This window comes from Streptomyces sp. NPDC002088 (assembly GCF_040296605.1).
In the GTDB taxonomy this organism is placed as follows: domain Bacteria; phylum Actinomycetota; class Actinomycetes; order Streptomycetales; family Streptomycetaceae; genus Streptomyces.
In genome coordinates this window covers 219,025-234,683 of sequence record NZ_JBEOXO010000009.1, presented here as the reverse complement: position 1 = coordinate 234,683, position 15,659 = coordinate 219,025, and the positions used below count along the sequence as shown (strand labels likewise).

The 15,659-nt window shown below is 71.1% G+C and carries 14 protein-coding genes; 4 read left to right on the top strand and 10 right to left on the bottom strand.

Annotated features, from left to right (window positions below):
* Window positions 1-94: 94 nt before the first annotated feature.
* The 3 genes from ABT114_RS21555 (at window position 95) to ABT114_RS21545 (ending at window position 4,342) form a co-directional block, all read left to right on the top strand.
* The gene (locus ABT114_RS21555) at window positions 95-856 is read left to right on the top strand and encodes a DeoR/GlpR family DNA-binding transcription regulator (RefSeq protein ID WP_351144414.1); all 762 of its coding nucleotides are present in this window, start codon (window positions 95-97) and stop codon (window positions 854-856) included.
* On the top strand, window positions 853-1,800 hold the full coding sequence (gene pfkB, locus ABT114_RS21550) for a 1-phosphofructokinase (protein WP_351144413.1): 948 nt from the start codon (window positions 853-855) through the stop codon (window positions 1,798-1,800). The genes ABT114_RS21555 and pfkB overlap by 4 nt, the downstream gene beginning before the upstream one ends.
* Before the next feature lie 373 nt (window positions 1,801-2,173).
* On the top strand, window positions 2,174-4,342 hold the full coding sequence (locus ABT114_RS21545; protein WP_351144412.1) for a PTS fructose transporter subunit IIABC: 2,169 nt from the start codon (window positions 2,174-2,176) through the stop codon (window positions 4,340-4,342).
* 159 nt (window positions 4,343-4,501) lie between these two features.
* On the opposite strand, the gene ABT114_RS21540 is transcribed toward ABT114_RS21545, so the two are convergent.
* The 4 genes from ABT114_RS21540 to ABT114_RS21525 all read right to left on the bottom strand — a co-directional run bounded on the left by ABT114_RS21540 (window position 4,502) and on the right by ABT114_RS21525 (window position 9,215).
* Window positions 4,502-5,248 (bottom strand): DUF6227 family protein, encoded by a 747-nt coding sequence (locus ABT114_RS21540; protein WP_351144411.1) that lies wholly within the window; start codon window positions 5,246-5,248, stop codon window positions 4,502-4,504.
* Between the two features lie 222 nt (window positions 5,249-5,470).
* On the bottom strand, window positions 5,471-6,637 hold the full coding sequence (locus ABT114_RS21535; RefSeq protein WP_502988360.1) for a L,D-transpeptidase: 1,167 nt from the start codon (window positions 6,635-6,637) through the stop codon (window positions 5,471-5,473).
* A 253-nt stretch (window positions 6,638-6,890) separates the two neighbouring features.
* Window positions 6,891-7,919, bottom strand: a complete 1,029-nt coding sequence (locus ABT114_RS21530) for a P1 family peptidase (RefSeq protein ID WP_351144409.1) — start codon at window positions 7,917-7,919, stop codon at window positions 6,891-6,893.
* A 75-nt stretch (window positions 7,920-7,994) separates the two neighbouring features.
* Window positions 7,995-9,215: a low temperature requirement protein A gene (locus tag ABT114_RS21525; RefSeq protein WP_351144408.1), complete on the bottom strand. Its 1,221-nt coding sequence runs from the start codon at window positions 9,213-9,215 to the stop codon at window positions 7,995-7,997.
* A 218-nt stretch (window positions 9,216-9,433) separates the two neighbouring features.
* On the opposite strand from ABT114_RS21525, the gene ABT114_RS21520 reads away from it, so the two are divergent.
* On the top strand, window positions 9,434-9,616 hold the full coding sequence (locus ABT114_RS21520; protein ID WP_351144407.1) for a hypothetical protein: 183 nt from the start codon (window positions 9,434-9,436) through the stop codon (window positions 9,614-9,616).
* Window positions 9,617-9,641: 25 nt separating this feature from the next.
* Here ABT114_RS21520 and mscL read toward each other — a convergent pair whose 3' ends face one another.
* From mscL to ABT114_RS21490, 6 genes are all read right to left on the bottom strand, one after another.
* On the bottom strand, window positions 9,642-10,100 hold the full coding sequence (mscL, locus tag ABT114_RS21515; protein WP_351144406.1) for a large conductance mechanosensitive channel protein MscL: 459 nt from the start codon (window positions 10,098-10,100) through the stop codon (window positions 9,642-9,644).
* Between the two features lie 138 nt (window positions 10,101-10,238).
* Complete coding sequence (locus ABT114_RS21510) at window positions 10,239-10,805, bottom strand: hypothetical protein (RefSeq protein WP_351144538.1); 567 nt, start codon at window positions 10,803-10,805, stop codon at window positions 10,239-10,241.
* Between the two features lie 270 nt (window positions 10,806-11,075).
* Window positions 11,076-11,945 (bottom strand): S-methyl-5'-thioadenosine phosphorylase, encoded by an 870-nt coding sequence (locus ABT114_RS21505; RefSeq protein ID WP_351144405.1) that lies wholly within the window; start codon window positions 11,943-11,945, stop codon window positions 11,076-11,078.
* A 97-nt stretch (window positions 11,946-12,042) separates the two neighbouring features.
* Window positions 12,043-12,360 (bottom strand): FmdB family zinc ribbon protein, encoded by a 318-nt coding sequence (locus tag ABT114_RS21500; RefSeq protein WP_351144404.1) that lies wholly within the window; start codon window positions 12,358-12,360, stop codon window positions 12,043-12,045.
* A 67-nt stretch (window positions 12,361-12,427) separates the two neighbouring features.
* The gene (locus ABT114_RS21495; RefSeq protein WP_351144403.1) at window positions 12,428-13,690 is read right to left on the bottom strand and encodes an MFS transporter; all 1,263 of its coding nucleotides are present in this window, start codon (window positions 13,688-13,690) and stop codon (window positions 12,428-12,430) included.
* A gap of 268 nt (window positions 13,691-13,958) precedes the next feature.
* A complete protein-coding gene (locus ABT114_RS21490) occupies window positions 13,959-15,509 on the bottom strand; it encodes a potassium/proton antiporter (RefSeq protein WP_351144537.1) in 1,551 nt (516 codons plus the stop codon).
* Window positions 15,510-15,659 lie beyond the last annotated feature (150 nt).

The window sequence follows — 15,659 nt, the reverse complement described above, 5'->3', positions numbered from 1 at the left end:
CCGTCGCATGCCCGAACCTGTTTACTTTCCGGAAAACCGGGCGTAGCCTCCCAGAGAAACCACAAGTTCGGACATCAGTCGGAGGCAACCGGATATGTACGCACCGGAGCGACAGCAGGAGATCCTCCGGCTCGCCCGTGACGGCGGCCGGGTGGACGTGGTGTCGCTGGCCGAGGAGTTCCAGGTCACGGCGGAAACGATCCGCCGTGATCTGAAGGCCCTCGACCGCGCGGGCCTCGTCCGCCGGGTCCACGGTGGTGCCATACCGGCCGGACGCCTCGACTTCGAGCCGGACCTCGCCGAACGCGAGTCCACGTCGGCGGACGAGAAGGACCGCATCGCCAAGGCGGCCCTCACGGAGCTGCCGGGCGAGGGCACGATGATCCTCGACGCCGGTACGACGGTCGCCCGCCTCGCCGCGGCCATCCCGCTGGAGGCCTCGCTCACCGTCGTCACGCACAGCCTGCCGATCGCGGCCCGCCTCGCGGACCACCCCGGCATGCAGCTCCACCTCGTCGGGGGGCGCGTACGGCACCGTACGCGCGCCGCCGTCGACGCCTGGGCGCTGCGCGCGTACGGCGAGATCCGGGCGGACGTTCTCTTCGTGGCCGCCAACGGCTTCTCCGCCGAGCACGGTCTGACCACCCCCGACCTCGCCGAGGCCGCGGTGAAGCGGGCGGCGATCGCCGCCGCCCGCCGCGTGGTGCTGCTCGCCGACTCCGCCAAGCACGGCCAGGAGCACTTCGCCCGCTTCGGCGATCTGAGCGACGTGGACCTGCTGATCACCGACAGCGGGCTGAGCCCCGAAGACACCGCCGCCATTGAGCGCGGCGGCACGGAAGTAGTGCGCGCATGATCCTCACCGTCACCCCCAACCCGTCCCTCGACCGTACGTACGAGGTCCCCTCGCTGGAGCGCGGAGAGGTCATCCGCGCCACCGGCGAGCGCATGGATCCCGGTGGCAAGGGCGTGAACGTCTCGCGCGCCGTCGCGGCCGCCGGACGGCGTACGGTCGCCGTTCTGCCCCTGGGGGGTGCGCCGGGCGCGCTCATCGCCGACCTGCTCGACGCGCAGGGCATCGAGGTCGCGCCGGTCCCGGTCGCCGGAGCCACCCGCTCGAACATCGCCCTCGCGGAGGCGGACGGCGTCCTGACGAAGATCAACGCGCCGGGTCCCGAACTGTCCGCCGCCGAGCAGGAGCTGCTCTTCGAGACGGTGCGCGCGCAGTCGCGCGACGCCGACTGGATCGCCTGCTGCGGGAGCCTGCCGCGCGGGCTCGCGCCGTCGTGGTACGCGGACCTGGTCGCGCGAGCGCACGCCGCGGGTGCGCGCATCGCACTGGACACCTCGGGGCCCGCGCTGCTCGAAGCGCTGCGCGAGCGGCCCGACGTGGTGAAGCCGAACGCCGAGGAGCTTGCCGAGGCCGTCGGGCGCCCCCTGGCGACCGTGGGCGACGCGGTGAAGGCGGCCGAGGAGTTGCGCGAGATGGGCGCACGCACCGTGCTCGCGAGCCTGGGCGCCGACGGGCAGTTGCTCGTGGACGGCTCGGGCGCCTGGTTCGCGAGCGCGCACGTCGACACTGTACGCAGCAACGTGGGTGCCGGCGACTCCTCGCTCGCCGGCTTCCTGATCGCCGGCGGCAGCGGCCCGGAGGCGCTCGCCTCCGCCGTCGCGCACGGCGCGGCCGCCGTCCAGCTGCCCGGCAGCGTGATGCCGACGCCGGCCGACCTGGATCCGGCGGCGGTGACGGTGACGGCCGAGGTGCCCACGGACCGCGAACTGACGGAGCCGGTGTCATGAGTGTCATGAACGGTCGTAGGACGTGTCCTGGGCCGCCCCTTGAGCCGTCCCTGGTGCCGCTTACCCCGGCGGCAATCCAACTGGCTCCGGTACCGGCTCGGGCATTGGCTCCGGCTCCGGTACTGGCACTGGTACCGGCTCGGGCACTGGCTCCGGCACTGGATCCGGTTCCGGCAGCAGCTTCGGCGCGGCGAGGCTCCCCGTTACTCGCCGCGACCGACGGGAGGCGGGGCAATCCGAGCCGCCCCCTTCCCCGGTGGAGGCGGGGTTTCCCCGGCCCCGCCTCCACCACCCCCGCTTCCCCCCACAGCACCCCCGTCCCCCTTTTCGCCCACCCCACTCCCCGGGCGATACGCGTGCGAAGGAGCCCGCGATGAGCGACATGATCACCGCGGACCTGGTCGATCTCGACCTGTCCGCCGATACCAAGGAAGCGGCGGCTCGCGCCCTCGCCGAGCGCATGGTCGCCCTGGGCCGGGTGACCGACTTGGAGGGCTTCCTCGCCGACGTGGCCGCCCGTGAGGCGCAGATGCCGACCGGGCTCGACGGCGGCATCGGCATCCCGCACTGCCGCAGCGAGCATGTCACCGAGCCGACGCTCGCCTTCGGGCGCAGCGCCGCCGGGATCGACTTCGGTGCGCCGGACGGCCCGGCCGACCTGATCTTCCTGATCGCGGCGCCCGCCGGCGCCGACGACGCTCACCTCACGATCCTGTCGTCGCTGGCCCGGCAGCTGATGAACGCCGAGTTCACCTCCGCGCTGCGGTCGGCGGGCGACGCGGCGGCCGCGGCGGCACTCATCCGTGGGGAGGAGGCACCGGCGGATGCGGAGGGCGCATCTGCGGGCGCCTCCGAGGGCGATTCAGAAGGCCCGTCCGAGGGTGCTTCCGAGGGTGCGAAGGCCGCCGAGGGTGCTTCCGAGGGTGCGAAGGCCGCCGTTGGTGCCTCCGAAAGCTCCGCTGCGGCGTCGGTGGCGGCCTCCGCCGACGCCGCAGCGGGTAGCACAGCGAAGGACGGCGCGTCCGGCGCGGGCGAGCGCCCGTTCCGTATCGTCGCCGTCACCTCCTGCCCGACCGGCATCGCGCACACGTACATGGCGGCCGAGTCGCTGGAGAACGCGGGCCGCGAGGCGGGCGTCGAGGTAGTCGTCGAGACGCAGGGCTCGGCCGGTTTCACCCGGCTCGACCCGGCGGCCATCGCGGCGGCGGACGGCGTGATCTTCGCGCACGACGTGCCCGTACGCGACAAGGACCGCTTCGCCGGCAAGCCGACCATCGACGTCGGCGTGAAGGCGGGCATCAACCGTCCCGCCGAGCTCATCAGCGAGGTCCGTGGCAAGGCGGAGCGCGGCGAGGTCACCGCGGCGGCCGCCGCCGGTGGCACGCCGGTCGAGCGCGCCGGCGACGCCGGCGAGGGCTACGGCACCAAGCTGCGCAAGTGGCTGATGAGCGGCGTCAGCTACATGGTCCCGTTCGTCGCCGCGGGCGGTCTGCTGATCGCCCTCGGGTTCGCGATCGGCGGCTACAAGATCAACAAGGCGCCGTCGGTCATGGACCACTTCGTCTGGACCCAGACGGACAGCTGGGCCGCGCTGCTCTTCCAGATCGGCGTCGTGTCCTTCGGCTTCCTGGTCCCGGTCCTGGCGGGCTACATCGCCTACGGCATGGCGGACCGTCCCGGTCTCGTCCCCGGCTTCGTCGGCGGCGCGATCTCGGTGACCATCAACGCGGGATTCCTCGGCGGTCTCGCGGCCGGTCTGATCGCCGGTGGCGTGGTGCTGTCGATCCAGAAGGTGAAGATCCCGCCGGCGGTGCGCGGCATCATGCCGGTGGTCGTGATCCCGCTGATCTCCTCGGCGATCGTCGGATTCCTGATGTTCGTGGTGATCGGCAAACCCATCGCCTCCGCGCAGAAGGGCCTGACCGACTGGCTGAACGGCCTCACCGGCTCCAACGCCATCCTGCTCGGCGCCCTGCTCGGCCTGATGATGTGCTTCGACCTCGGCGGCCCCGTCAACAAGGTCGCGTACACCTTCGCCACGGCCGGTATCGCGGTCGCCAGCCCGAGCGACTCGGCCATGAAGATCATGGCGGCCGTGATGGCGGCCGGTATGGTCCCGCCGCTGGCGATGGCGCTGGCCACGACCGTGCGCGGCAAGCTCTTCACGCAGACCGAGCGCGAGAACGGCAAGGCCGCCTGGGTCCTGGGCGCCTCCTTCATCTCGGAGGGCGCGATCCCGTTCGCGGCGGCCGACCCGCTGCGTGTCATCCCGTCCGCGATGGTGGGCGGCGCGGTCACCGGCGCTCTGTCGATGGCCTTCGGCGCCACCCTGCGCGCCCCGCACGGCGGCATCTTCGTGGTCCCGCTGATCGGCAACCCGTTCCTCTACCTGGTCGCCATCGCCGCGGGCGTGTGTGTCACGGCGGCCCTGGTCGTCGTCCTCAAGGGCCTGCGCAAGCCGGTCTCCGGGGCGACGGCGTCGGAGGGGCCCGAGGGTCCTGCCGCAGCACTGGCGCAGAAGAAGCAGCCGGTGGCGGCGTAAGGGACCGGCGCGACACACGGACGGCCGCAGCCCACGCGGGACAGGGTTGCGGCCGTCGGCAGCCGTCCCGAGACCCCGGCTCACCATCCGCTCCGACGGCCTCGTGGAAACTCCGCGCCTCCGGCAGCCCCTCAGGAACTCCGCGCCTCCGGCAGCCCCTCAGGAACTTCGCGCCGCGCGCCGCTCCATCGCTTCCCGCGCCGCGTCCTCGGTCGGGTACACCTCGCACATGTGCCGCCCGTCGGGCGTCGCCGTGTGCTCGACCTCCCACAGGGCGATCTCCTGGCCGTCGCGCAGCAGGAACGCGTGTTCGTAGAGCGAGAAGCACAGGCCGGCGCGGCCCGCGCGGCAGGGCCGGCCGAAGGCCTGGGTGATCTGGTGGGCGAACGCCGTCGCCAGCAGCTCGGCCGTGTCCGTGCCCGGCCGGTCCGGGTTCTCCGCCCGGCGCAGGAGCCGGCGCGCATGGTCCGCCGAGTCGTCGGGGACGTAGGCGTGCCGCGGCTGGAGGACCGGCGACAGCTGCACCATCACCGGCAGTTCGAAGTCCGGGGCGTCCGGCGGCAGGGGCAGCCGGGCCGTGGCGGCGCGCAGCTCCTCTTCGTCGACGTACACCTCGTGCTGCGGGTCGCTGCCCGGCGCGGTGTTGTGGACGAGCTCCCACAACGTGAGCGCCGAGCCGTCGGCGAGCAGCCACGTGTGCCGGTACGTCTCCCGGTGCAGCCCCGCGCTGTGGTGCGCGGAGTGCAGCGAACTGTCGTGCGCCAGCGCGCAGTCGAGGCGCCGAATCGTCTCGTCGGGCAGCTCGAAGGAGTTCAGGGCACGGCCGAGGAGCCGCGCGAGGTGCTCCTCAGGAGACTCGGGCGACTCGGGTGGTTCGTACGCTGCCGTCTCGTACGGAACGCTCAAGGTTTCTCCCGGCGTTGCTGCATGTCACCTTGTGGGTGCATACCGTAGCCCCTCGATCGGACATCATGTCCGGGAACCGAGAAAACGTACGCCGGGAAAACGTGCGGGCCGCGTGGGGAGTTCCCGCACGGCCCGCGTGATCGTCAAAAACCGCAGGTCAGCCGGAAGTTCTGTGCTTTCCGCCAGTTCCGGGGCGTCGACCGGTCCGGCCCGCTCGCACGGTCAGGCGGCGCTGCCCGCGCCCCACTCGCTCCACGACATGTTCCAGCCGTTGAGCCCGTTGTCCGGCGCCACGGTCTTGTCGGGGGAGTTCTTGACGATCACGACGTCGCCGACGAGCGAGTTGTCGTAGAACCACTTCGCGGAGGTGTCGCCCTGCGCACCCTGGACGTCCGCGAGCCCGACGCAGCCGTGGCTGGTTCCCGTGCGGCCGAAGGGCGGGTTGGACTTGCTGTACCAGTAGTTGCCGTGGATGAAGGTGCCGGACTGCGTCAGACGCATCGCGTGCGGCACGTCCGGGATGTTGTACTCGCCGCCCAGACCGACCGTCTGACTGTTCATACGCGTCTGCGTGAACTTCTCGGAGATCACCATCTGCCCGTTGTACGTGGTGTGCTCCGGGCTGCCCGACGAGATCGGGACCGTCTTGAGGGTCTTGCCGTCCCGCACCACCGTCATGGTCTGCGTGTTCACGTCGACCGTGGAGACCTGCGAGCGGCCGATGGTGAAGGTGACGGTCTTCTTCTGCACCCCGTAGACGCCGTTCGCGCCCTGCACGCCGTCCAGGTCGATCTTCATCGTGACCTTGGAGCCGGCTTTCCAGTACTCCTCCGGCCGGAAGTCCAGCCGCTGCGCGCCGAACCAGTGCCCGACGACCTGCTGCCCGCTGCTGGAGGTGACCGTGATGTGCGACTGCACGGCCTTCGTGTCGCTGATGGCCTTGTCGAAGGTGAACGACACCGGCATCCCGACGCCGACCGTCGTGCCGTTGTCGGGTGTGTACGTGCCGATGAAGCTGTTCGCCGACGAGACGGTGGTGAAGATGGAGTTGGCGGCGGCCGTGCGGCCGTCCGTGTCCTTCGCGGTCGCCGATATCTCGTACTTCGTCCCGCGCTCCAGCTGCTCCTTCGGCTTCCAGCTGCTGCCGTCGGCCGACAAGGAGCCCTGCACGGCCTGCCCCGTCCCCGCCACCGTCATCTTCACGTCGGTCAGCGTGCCGTCGCTGACCCGCACGCCGGTCGTGTTGATCGAGGCGCCGGTCGAACCGTCCTTGGCCGAGATGGCGATCTTCGCCGTGGACGTCTTGGCGGACTCCTTCCCGCCCTTGCTGTCGTCGCTCTTGGCGTTGGCGCTGCCACCGCAGGCGGTGAGAGTGAGGGCGCCGATCATCAGGGCGGCACAGGCCCCCAGTACGCGCCGCGCTTTCATGTCCGGCGTTGTCACGATCTACTCCAGGTTCATGTGGTGTACGTGGTCCGCTCCAGTACGTGGAGAAGGAGGGACTCGGCGCCGGGTCGGGTTCCCAACGGCCGCCGAGAACACCATCGCGTGACAGAACCGGGACAATCGGATGCGGCGCGTACACCGCCAACTCCCTTGGCGTGCGGTGTGATCGCGCCTTCAGGGCGCACCGCACCTGCGGCTAACGCCTCCCGTAAAGCGACTCGTACGACGGCCACGCGCCGCCCGGTCCGTCCACCGACTCGGCGGCTCTTACGGCCCGCACGATCGCCTGCGTCACGAGGTCCGCGCCCGCTTCGAGGATCTCGTTCAGAGCGAGCGGGCGCTCGGCGTCCAGCGGGCGCGCTCCCGTCGCCAGCGTGAACACGGTGTCCCCGTCGTTGAGCATGTGCACCGGCCGTACGGCGCGCGCGATCCCGTCGTGCGCCGTGCCGGCCAGCTTCTGCGCCTGCGCCTTCGACAGCTCCGCGTCGGTCGCGACCACCGCGAGCGTGGTGTTCAGCAAAGGCGGCGCGTTCCTCGCCGCCGCCTCGGCGAGACGCCGGCGCGCGGCCTCGTGTACGCGCGCCTCCGGATAGTCCACGCGCCCCTGGAACAACTCCCCGTACAGGACGCCCGTCTCCGGGTCCATCACGGACCCCACCGCGTTGGCCACCACCAGCGCGCCCACCGTGATTCCCGAGTCGAGGACGGTGCTCGCGGTGCCGACCCCGCCCTTCATTGGCCCGCACGCGGCTCCGGTACCGGCACCCACGCAACCCTCCCGCACGCGGGCGCCGGGTGCGCTCGCCGCGGCCGCCTCGACCGCGGCCCGTCCGGTGGCCGCGTCCGGCCTGGCCCGGAAGTCGCCGCCCCGCCCCAGATCGAAGACACAGACGGCGGGCACCACCGGCACGACGTGCGTCGGATCCGCGCCCACGGACACCCCGCGCCCCTGCTCCTCCAGCCAGGCCATCACCCCCGACGCCGCGTCGAGCCCGTACGCGCTGCCACCGGTCAGCACGATCGCCTCGACCCTCTGCACCACGTTGCGCGGGTCCAGGGCGTCGGTCTCCTTCGTACCCGGGCCGCCACCGCGCACGTCCACGGCGGCCACGGCCCCGCCCTCCGGGGCGAGCACGACCGTGGTGCCGGTGAGCCACCCGTCGCCGGTGCGCGTCGCGTGTCCCACCCGCAGACCGGCGACGTCCGTCAAAGCGTCAACTGTCATGGAGATCAGTGTCGCTCTGCCCGGGAGGCGCGTTCAGGTATGGGCGTATTCGGGTACGGGGCGTGTTCAGAGGCGTCACGCTGCCGGGGCGGTTGCTTTCGCCGCGTTGCCCTTGGCGGTCAGGCGTGCCGTCAGTGTCGAGCCGACCACAACAGCCAGCGCCGACACCAGGCCCGCCGCGAGTACCGCCCAGTCGCCGAGGAAGGTGCAGCAGATCACCAGCAGCGCCGTGGTCGGGAGCACCAACTGCTGGGAGATGCCCACCTTGAAGTGGCGCGAGTGCAGTGCCCAGAGGGCGATCAGGTAGAGCGCCGTCGGCAGCGTCACGGCGGCCGACGCGGCCAGGGTGGAGATGTGTGCCTTGCCGACCGCCTGCTCGACCGCCACCTCCAGGCCCGCGCCGATCGCGGCCGCCGAGGCGAAGATCAGGTAGTGGCCGTAACCCCACAGGAACGCCTGCCTGCTGGACCGCAGATGCCCGTGGATCGGTACCACGAAGTAGATCCACCAGGCGCAGAACACGATCAGCAGACCGCCGGCCGCGATCGGCAGCAACTCGCCCAGCGCTTGGTGCTCGTCCACGGCCGACTTCACGGCGACCGTGGCCGCGGCGATCGTCTCGCCGAGCACGATGATCGTGAACAGGCCGTACCGCTCGGCGATGTGGTGCGGATGCCAGGACGTGGTGAAGTCCCTCTCCGCGAACACCGGCACGCACAGTTCCGCGATCGCCATGACCAGGAACACCCAGGGGCGGGCGGACTCCGGCAGGAACACCAGGCCCAGCCAGCCGACCTGGCACACCAGCACACCGCCCGCGTACCGCCGCGCCGTGCTTCTCTCCGCGCTCTCGGCGGACCTCGCGGCCCGCAGCCACTGCGCCGCCATCGCCAGCCGCATGATCACATAGCCGAGCACGACCACGACGAAGTCGCGGTCGTCGAAGGCCCGCGACACCCCGGCGGCCAGCACCAGGACACCGGCGATCTGGACGAGGGTGACGACCCGGTAGAGGGCGTCGTCGTTGTCGTACGCCGAGGCGAACCAGGTGAAGTTCATCCAGGCCCACCAGATGGCGAAGAACACCATCGCGTAGTTCAGGATCCCCTCGCCCACGTGTCCCTCGGCAAGGGCGTGCACCAGCTGGACGCCCGCCTGCGCGATGGCCACGACGAAACACAGGTCGAAGAAGAGCTCGAGCGGCGAGGCGACCCGGTGGGCCTCGTCGCGGCCGCGGGCGGTGAGCCTGCGCAGCGGTCTCTGGCGCGCGGGCTGCGGAGTCGAACTGGACGTCATGGGTCCAGCACAGCAGATGGGCCCCGAAAATTCTTGTGAACATATTCACAAGTAGTGGGGGTCCAGCCGACGGGCGTCGAGGACCCGGGCGCCGGCCCCAGCGTCGGTCCCAGCACTGGCCCCGGCGCCGACCCCGGTGATGGCACCAGCGTCGGCCCCGGTGAGGGCACCAGCGTCGGCCCCGGTGACGGCGGCCGTCGGGGCCGTACCCTGGAGGCATGACGACCGCCTCCGCCCCCGAGCCGCGCGACCCGAAGGCCGCGCTGATCTTCGACGACCCGCTGGACCGGCAGTCCTCGGACGACACGGACCGCGGGTGGGGAGAGCGGCCGGGCACCGACGGCGGGAGCGCGGCCGACCTGAAGCGCTTCCTCGACGAGAAGCCGCCCCACCACATCTGAGCCAGGACCGCGCCGGCCGCCCCCGCTACCGTGCGTCGTGGCCGGAACCCCGCTGCGCGACCAGGGCGTCGCGTATCTCCTTGAGCACCTCCAACTCGGTCACCTCGATGACCTCGTGCGTGCCCTCCTTCGCCTTCCTGCGGGCCTCCTGCCGGGCCAGGTACTTCGACATCGGCAGGACCATCAGGAAGTACACGACCGCCGCGGTGATCACGAAGCTGAGGGTGGCGCCGAGCACCGAACCCCACAGCAGCTGGATTCCCTGGTCGCCCTTGCAGGACGAACTCAGGCACGACCTGTAGGCGTCGAGGTTCTGCGTCCCGATCGCCCCGACCAGCGGGTTGATGATGCCCTTCACCAGCGAGTTGACGATGTTGGTGAAGGCGGCGCCGATCACCACCGCTACTGCCAGATCGACGACGTTGCCGCGCATCAGGAAGGCCTTGAAGCCCTGCCAGACGCTCGGTTCCTTCTTCTCGCTCACCTCGGGGCCTCTTCTCGCATACACAGGGTGTGGAACAAAACGCTCCGCAACCTACGTCACGGCTGGGCCATCGTGCCCAACGGGGTAACGCCAATGAGGGAGTTGACGAGAATCCCCGCAGGATGCGGATGACGCGGCTCAGCACAGCGTCACCGCCAGCCGTGCCGTCGCGCCGGCTCCCACGAGGCGTGCCGCGATGGCGCGCGGCACGGAGAGCACCACCAGGGCGCCGCCGTCAGCCGTGTCGTCCACCGGCTCCGGAACCTTCGTCACCAGCGCCCCGCGGGCGACCACGCGCGCGTCACCCCCCGTCGCCGTCTGCGCGGCGGCGATGACGTCGACCCGGTCGCCGGGCCGCAGCAGCCGTACCGTGGCCGCGTCGGCGATCCGCACCGGAGCCGTCACCGTCTCGACGGCGCGGTGCTTCCGTGCGGGGTCGTCGCTCGTCGACTCCGCGTGGGCAGGGGTGGCTCGCCCCGGATGTCCGCGGGCCTGCTCGGCGTCCCGGGGGCCCGCCGCCACGAGCGCGGCCGCGGTGACGGCGAGGCCGAGCGCGACGGCCCGCCTCCGGTGCCGCAGCAGCCGGTGCGACTGGTATCGCGCGCCGCGCACACGCACGGGTGCGAAGTGCGGCACCTCGCATGTGGCGGGAGCCTCGGCGCCGGGCGGGCGAGCAGAAGAGGACGGAGAGGACGGAGAGGACAGAGAGGAAGAGGACGGGTGGAGAGGCGAAGAGGGGTGGAGAGGGAGAAGAGGAGGAAGAGGGAGAGGCACGGGAATCACCACCTGCGACGAGGAATCGGCCTGCGATCCCACGATGAGGCTTCGCGCCGCCGCCCGCTGAGGCCGGTGGACTACCGGCGGGTTGTGGACAACTCGCCCACCCGAACGGGACGTTCCGCCGACGTCTCCACCGACCTTCCGTCTCCCCAGCCCCATCCCCAGCCCCGAACCCAGCCCCAGCCCCGAACCCGGCTACGGCAGTTCGAACCCCGGATCCATCCCGCCCAGCGCCTTCGTGCACAGACAGTCCCGCTCCTCGGCGGCGGGCAGCGCGGCCACCGCGTCGAACAGCACGCCGCGCAGCCGGTCCACGTTCGCTGCGAACACCCGCAGCACATCGTCGTGCGAGACGCCCTCCCCGGACTCGGCGCCGGCGTCCAGGTCGGTGACCAGGGTCATGGACGTGTAGCAGAGCTCGAGTTCACGGGCGAGCGCCGCCTCGGGGTGGCCGGTCATGCCCACCACCGACCAGCCCTGTGCCTGGTGCCACAGCGATTCGGCGCGGGTCGAGAAGCGCGGCCCCTCGATCACCACGAGCGTGCCGCCGTCCACCGGCTCCCAGTTCCGCCCGCGTGCGGCCTTCAGCGTGGCCGCACGCCCGGCGGGGCAGTAGGGGTCGGCCAGTGACACGTGCACCACGTTCGGCACCGTGCCGTCGGGCAGCGGCAGCCCGTCGAAGTACGTCCCCACCCGGGACTTCGTACGGTCGACCAGCTGGTCCGGCACGAGCAGCGTGCCCGGCCCGTACTCGGGGCGCAGACCGCCCACCGCGCACGGGCCCAGGACCTGGCGCACGCCGACCGAGCGCAGCGCCCACAGGTTGGCCCGGTAGTTGATGCGGTGCGGCGGCAGATGGTGGCCGCGTCCGTGCCGAGGCAGGAAGGCCACTCGCCGGCCGGCGATCTCGCCGAGGAAGAGGGAGTCGCTGGGCGGCCCGTAGGGAGTGTCCACCTGGATCTCGGACACGTCGTCAAGGAACGAGTAGAAGCCGGAGCCGCCGATTACACCGATCTCTGCGCTTTCACGGATCTCTGCGTTTTCACCGATCTCTGCGTTCGCCATGACCCGCACAGTAGCTGGCGCCCACGTCTGTGGTGGGCGGCATCGGAGACACCGAAGACCCCGCCGTCGTGCGACGGCAGGGTCCCGTGAGCAAGTCCTAGGCGGCGGAGCTGCCGGTCGAGGAGCTGGAGCTCGACGACTTCGAGTCCGAGGACGAAGAAGACGACGAGGTCGACGAAGAACTCGAGGACGAGGACGTCGTCGGCTTCGCCGCGGCCGGCGAGCTGCTCGACGAGGAGCCGCGGCTGTCGTTGCGGTAGAAGCCGGAGCCCTTGAAGACAATGCCGACGGCCGAGAACACCTTCTTCAGGCGGCCACCGCAGTTGGGGCACTCGGTCAGGGCGTCATCGGTGAACTTCTGCACCGCCTCGAGGCCCTCGCCGCACTCGGTGCACTGGTACTGATAGGTGGGCACTGTCTTCCTCCTGGCACTCTCACTCAATGAGTGCTAACGACGGTCCATACTGACGTATTCCCGGGGATCAGTCCACCGTCACCGGCACGCGGTGACCGACGCCACGTGCGACGGTACGGCCGCGGGGCCCTGTCGCGAGCCGCGATCGCAGCGCCAGCAGGGTCGCCAGGGCGAGCACGGTGCCGCCCATCGGCACCAGGAATCCGGTGCCGTTCCCGAAGCGGTCCTCCAGTTGTCCGGCGACCGTGACGGCGGCGGCCTGGCCGAGTGCCACCGCGCCGGTCAGCCAGGTGAAGGCCTCGGTGCGCGCCCCCGCCGGGACCAGGCCCTCGACCAGCGTGTAGCCGGTGATGAGGGCGGGCGCGATGCACATGCCGACCAGCAGGCCGAGCCCGGCGAGGACCAGGATCGAGTGCGCGGCCCAGAGGCCGGAGGCGGTCAGTGCGAGCGCCGTGTACCCGACGACCAGGCGCTGCTGCGGGGTGGCCCGCCAGGCGATCGCTCCGCAGACGAGGCCGGAGAGCATGTTGCCCGCGGCGAACACCCCGTACAGGACGCCGTTCAGACCGGGCTCGCCGATCGACTCGGTGAACGCGGCCAGCGAGACCTGCATGCCGCCGAAGACGGAGCCGATGCCGAGGAAGGTCACGGCCAGCACGCGTACGCCGGGGATGCGCAGGGCGGAGGCGTGCTCCACGCGCGCGTGCCCTTCGGCGGTGACGGGAGGCTGCGTGCTCCTCTGTGCGGCGAACAGCAGACCGCCGACCAGGGTCAGTGAGGCCTCCGTGACCAGGCCCGCCGCCGGGGTCACGGCGGTGCACAGGGCGGTGGCCAGCAGCGGGCCGAAGACGAAGGTCAGCTCGTCCGTGACGGACTCGAAGGCCGCCGCGGTGGTCATCAGCGGGGAGTCCTGGAGCTTCACGCCCCAGCGGGCGCGCACCATGGGCCCGATCTGCGGCACCGAGGCCCCCGTGGGCACGGCCGCCGCGAACAGCGCCCACAGGGGCGCGTGTGCCAGCGCGAGTGCCGTGAAGGTCAGACCCGAGAACGAGTGGACGAGGACGCCGGGGAGCAGCACGGCGCGCTGACCGTAGCGGTCGGCGAGGCGGCCGCTGTAGGGCGCGAACAGCGCCATGGAGACGCCGGTGACGGCCGCGGCGGCGCCCGCCGCGCCGTACGAGCCGGTGGTGTGCTGCACGAGCAGCACGATGGAGATCGTGAGCATCGCGAACGGCTGGCGCGCCGCGAAGCCGGGGAGCAGGAACGTCCAGGCGCCGCGGGTACGCAGCAGCTGCCCGTATCCGGGGCGGGAGGTGACCGTGGATGCCACGGCCCGTGCCTTTCTGCCGCCTGGTAGCGCGCCCGTGCGGGGGCGCCGAGAGCTGTCCTCTTGCGCGGACTGCGGTAGATACCGGGGCCCACGGAGGAGGGCGTCTCGGCCGCCGTACGGTCGCGCCAGCTCTGCGTCAGACAGAGTTGGTTCGATCAGAATGTGCCTTCATCGTACAGGGATCAAGGCCTGCTGCCCCTGTGAAAACGAGCACCACGGCCGTGTTCACCTGCGATTGGTGAGGGTGTGAACCGTGCGAAACGTGCCCTTAACGCACGCCCCCAGCGCCCCCGGCGCGTCCAGCGCCCCCAGCGCCGCGAGTGCCATCCGTCCCGTTCGCGCCCAGCCACCCGGCCAGCTTGCCGCCGTGGCCCACCGCGCGCAGTCGCTTCTCCGCCGCGTCGCGGACCGGATCCGTGGCGACCACGAGCAGTTCGTCGCCGCGCCGCAGCACCGTCGTCGGCAGCGGAACAAACGATTTTCCCTCGCGTACGACGAGGGTGACCGCGGCCCCGGCCGGCAGCCTCAGTTCGTTGACCTCGACGCCGTGCATCTTCGACTCCTCCGGGATGTCGACGGACAGCAGATGTCCGCGCAGCCGCTCCAGGGGGGCCGATTCGATACCGAGGTCGGCGGCCTCGGAGTCCTCGCCGAGCCGCAGCTTGCGTGCCAGCCACGGCAGTGTCGGCCCCTGGACCAGGGTGTAGACGATGACCAGGACGAAGACGATGTTGAAGATGCGGCGGCTGCCGTCGACGCCGTTCACCATGGGGATCGTCGCCAGGATGATGGGTACGGCGCCGCGCAGTCCGGCCCAGGACATCAGCGTCTGTTCCTGCCACGGCACCCGGAACGGCGTGAGGCAGAGCACCACGCTCAGCGGGCGCGCGACCATCGTCAGCACGAGACCGATGACGAGGGCGGGCCACACGTCGTCACCCAGCTCGTGCGGGCTGACCAGAAGGCCGAGCAGGACGAACATGCCGATCTGGGCGATCCAGCCGACCCCTTCGGCGAAACCGCGGGTGGCGGGCCAGTGCGGCAGCTTCGCGTTGCCCAGCGCCATCGAGGCCAGGTAGACGCCCAGGAAGCCGCTGCCGTGCGCCAGGGAGCCCGCCGCGTACGCCATGACGGCGATCGCCATGACGGCGATCGGGTAGAGGCCGGAGGCGGGCAGGGCCACGTGCCTGAGGCTCCAGGCGCCCAGCCAGCCCACCGCGAGGCCGATGGCGGCGCCGATGGCCAGCTCCAGCGCGATCTCGCCCAGCAGCGCATACCAGTGCTCGACGGGGCCGGCGGTGGAGAACGCGACGACCAGGATGACCACCGGGGCGTCGTTGAAGCCGGACTCGGCCTCCAGAGTGCCCGTCACGCGCGCGGGGAGGGGGATCTTCCGCAGCACGGAGAACACCGCCGCCGCGTCCGTCGAGGACACCACCGCCCCGATGATGAGCGCTTGCCGCCACTCGAGCCCGACCAGGTAGTGCGCGGCCGTCGCCGTGACCCCGACGCTCACCGCGACCCCGCCCAGCGCCAGCGCGGAGGCGGCCGGCAGGGCCGGTTTGATCTCCTTCCACTTCGTGCTCAGACCGCCCTCGGCCAGGATCACGACCAGGGCCGCGTACCCGATGACCTGGGTCATCTCGGCATTGTTGAAGTGGATGTTGCCGATGCCGTCCTGGCCCATGAGGATGCCGATCCCCAGGTAGACGAGCAGGCTGGGGAGCCCGCTTCGCGAGGAGATCCGGACCGCCGCCACGGCGACGAGCAGGACGAGCGAGCAGACGAGCAGGACCTCGTTGAGGTGGTGGACAGTCAGCGGCCGTTCCCTTCGTTGGTGCGCGCGGCGCGCGGGCGTACGCGTACATCGGACACGGCGCTCGCACGCCGTGCACCCAAGTACTTCGTTACCTTACCTAACTCTTGACGATTTCTTGACGCTTGCCGAGGCATGATCGAACGTCCGTCC

Coding starts and splice junctions, on each gene's coding strand:
- ABT114_RS21555 (WP_351144414.1), top strand. CDS start 95: ATGTACGCACCGGAGCGACAGCAGGAGATCCTCCGGCTCGCCCGTGAC.
- pfkB (WP_351144413.1), top strand. CDS start 853: ATGATCCTCACCGTCACCCCCAACCCGTCCCTCGACCGTACGTACGAG.
- ABT114_RS21545 (WP_351144412.1), top strand. CDS start 2,174: ATGAGCGACATGATCACCGCGGACCTGGTCGATCTCGACCTGTCCGCC.
- ABT114_RS21535 (WP_502988360.1), bottom strand. CDS start 6,637: ATGATCGGCGCCCTCACTCTCACCGCCTGCGGTGGCAGCGCCAACGCC.
- ABT114_RS21530 (WP_351144409.1), bottom strand. CDS start 7,919: ATGACAGTTGACGCTTTGACGGACGTCGCCGGTCTGCGGGTGGGACAC.
- ABT114_RS21525 (WP_351144408.1), bottom strand. CDS start 9,215: ATGACGTCCAGTTCGACTCCGCAGCCCGCGCGCCAGAGACCGCTGCGC.
- ABT114_RS21520 (WP_351144407.1), top strand. CDS start 9,434: ATGACGACCGCCTCCGCCCCCGAGCCGCGCGACCCGAAGGCCGCGCTG.
- ABT114_RS21505 (WP_351144405.1), bottom strand. CDS start 11,945: ATGGCGAACGCAGAGATCGGTGAAAACGCAGAGATCCGTGAAAGCGCA.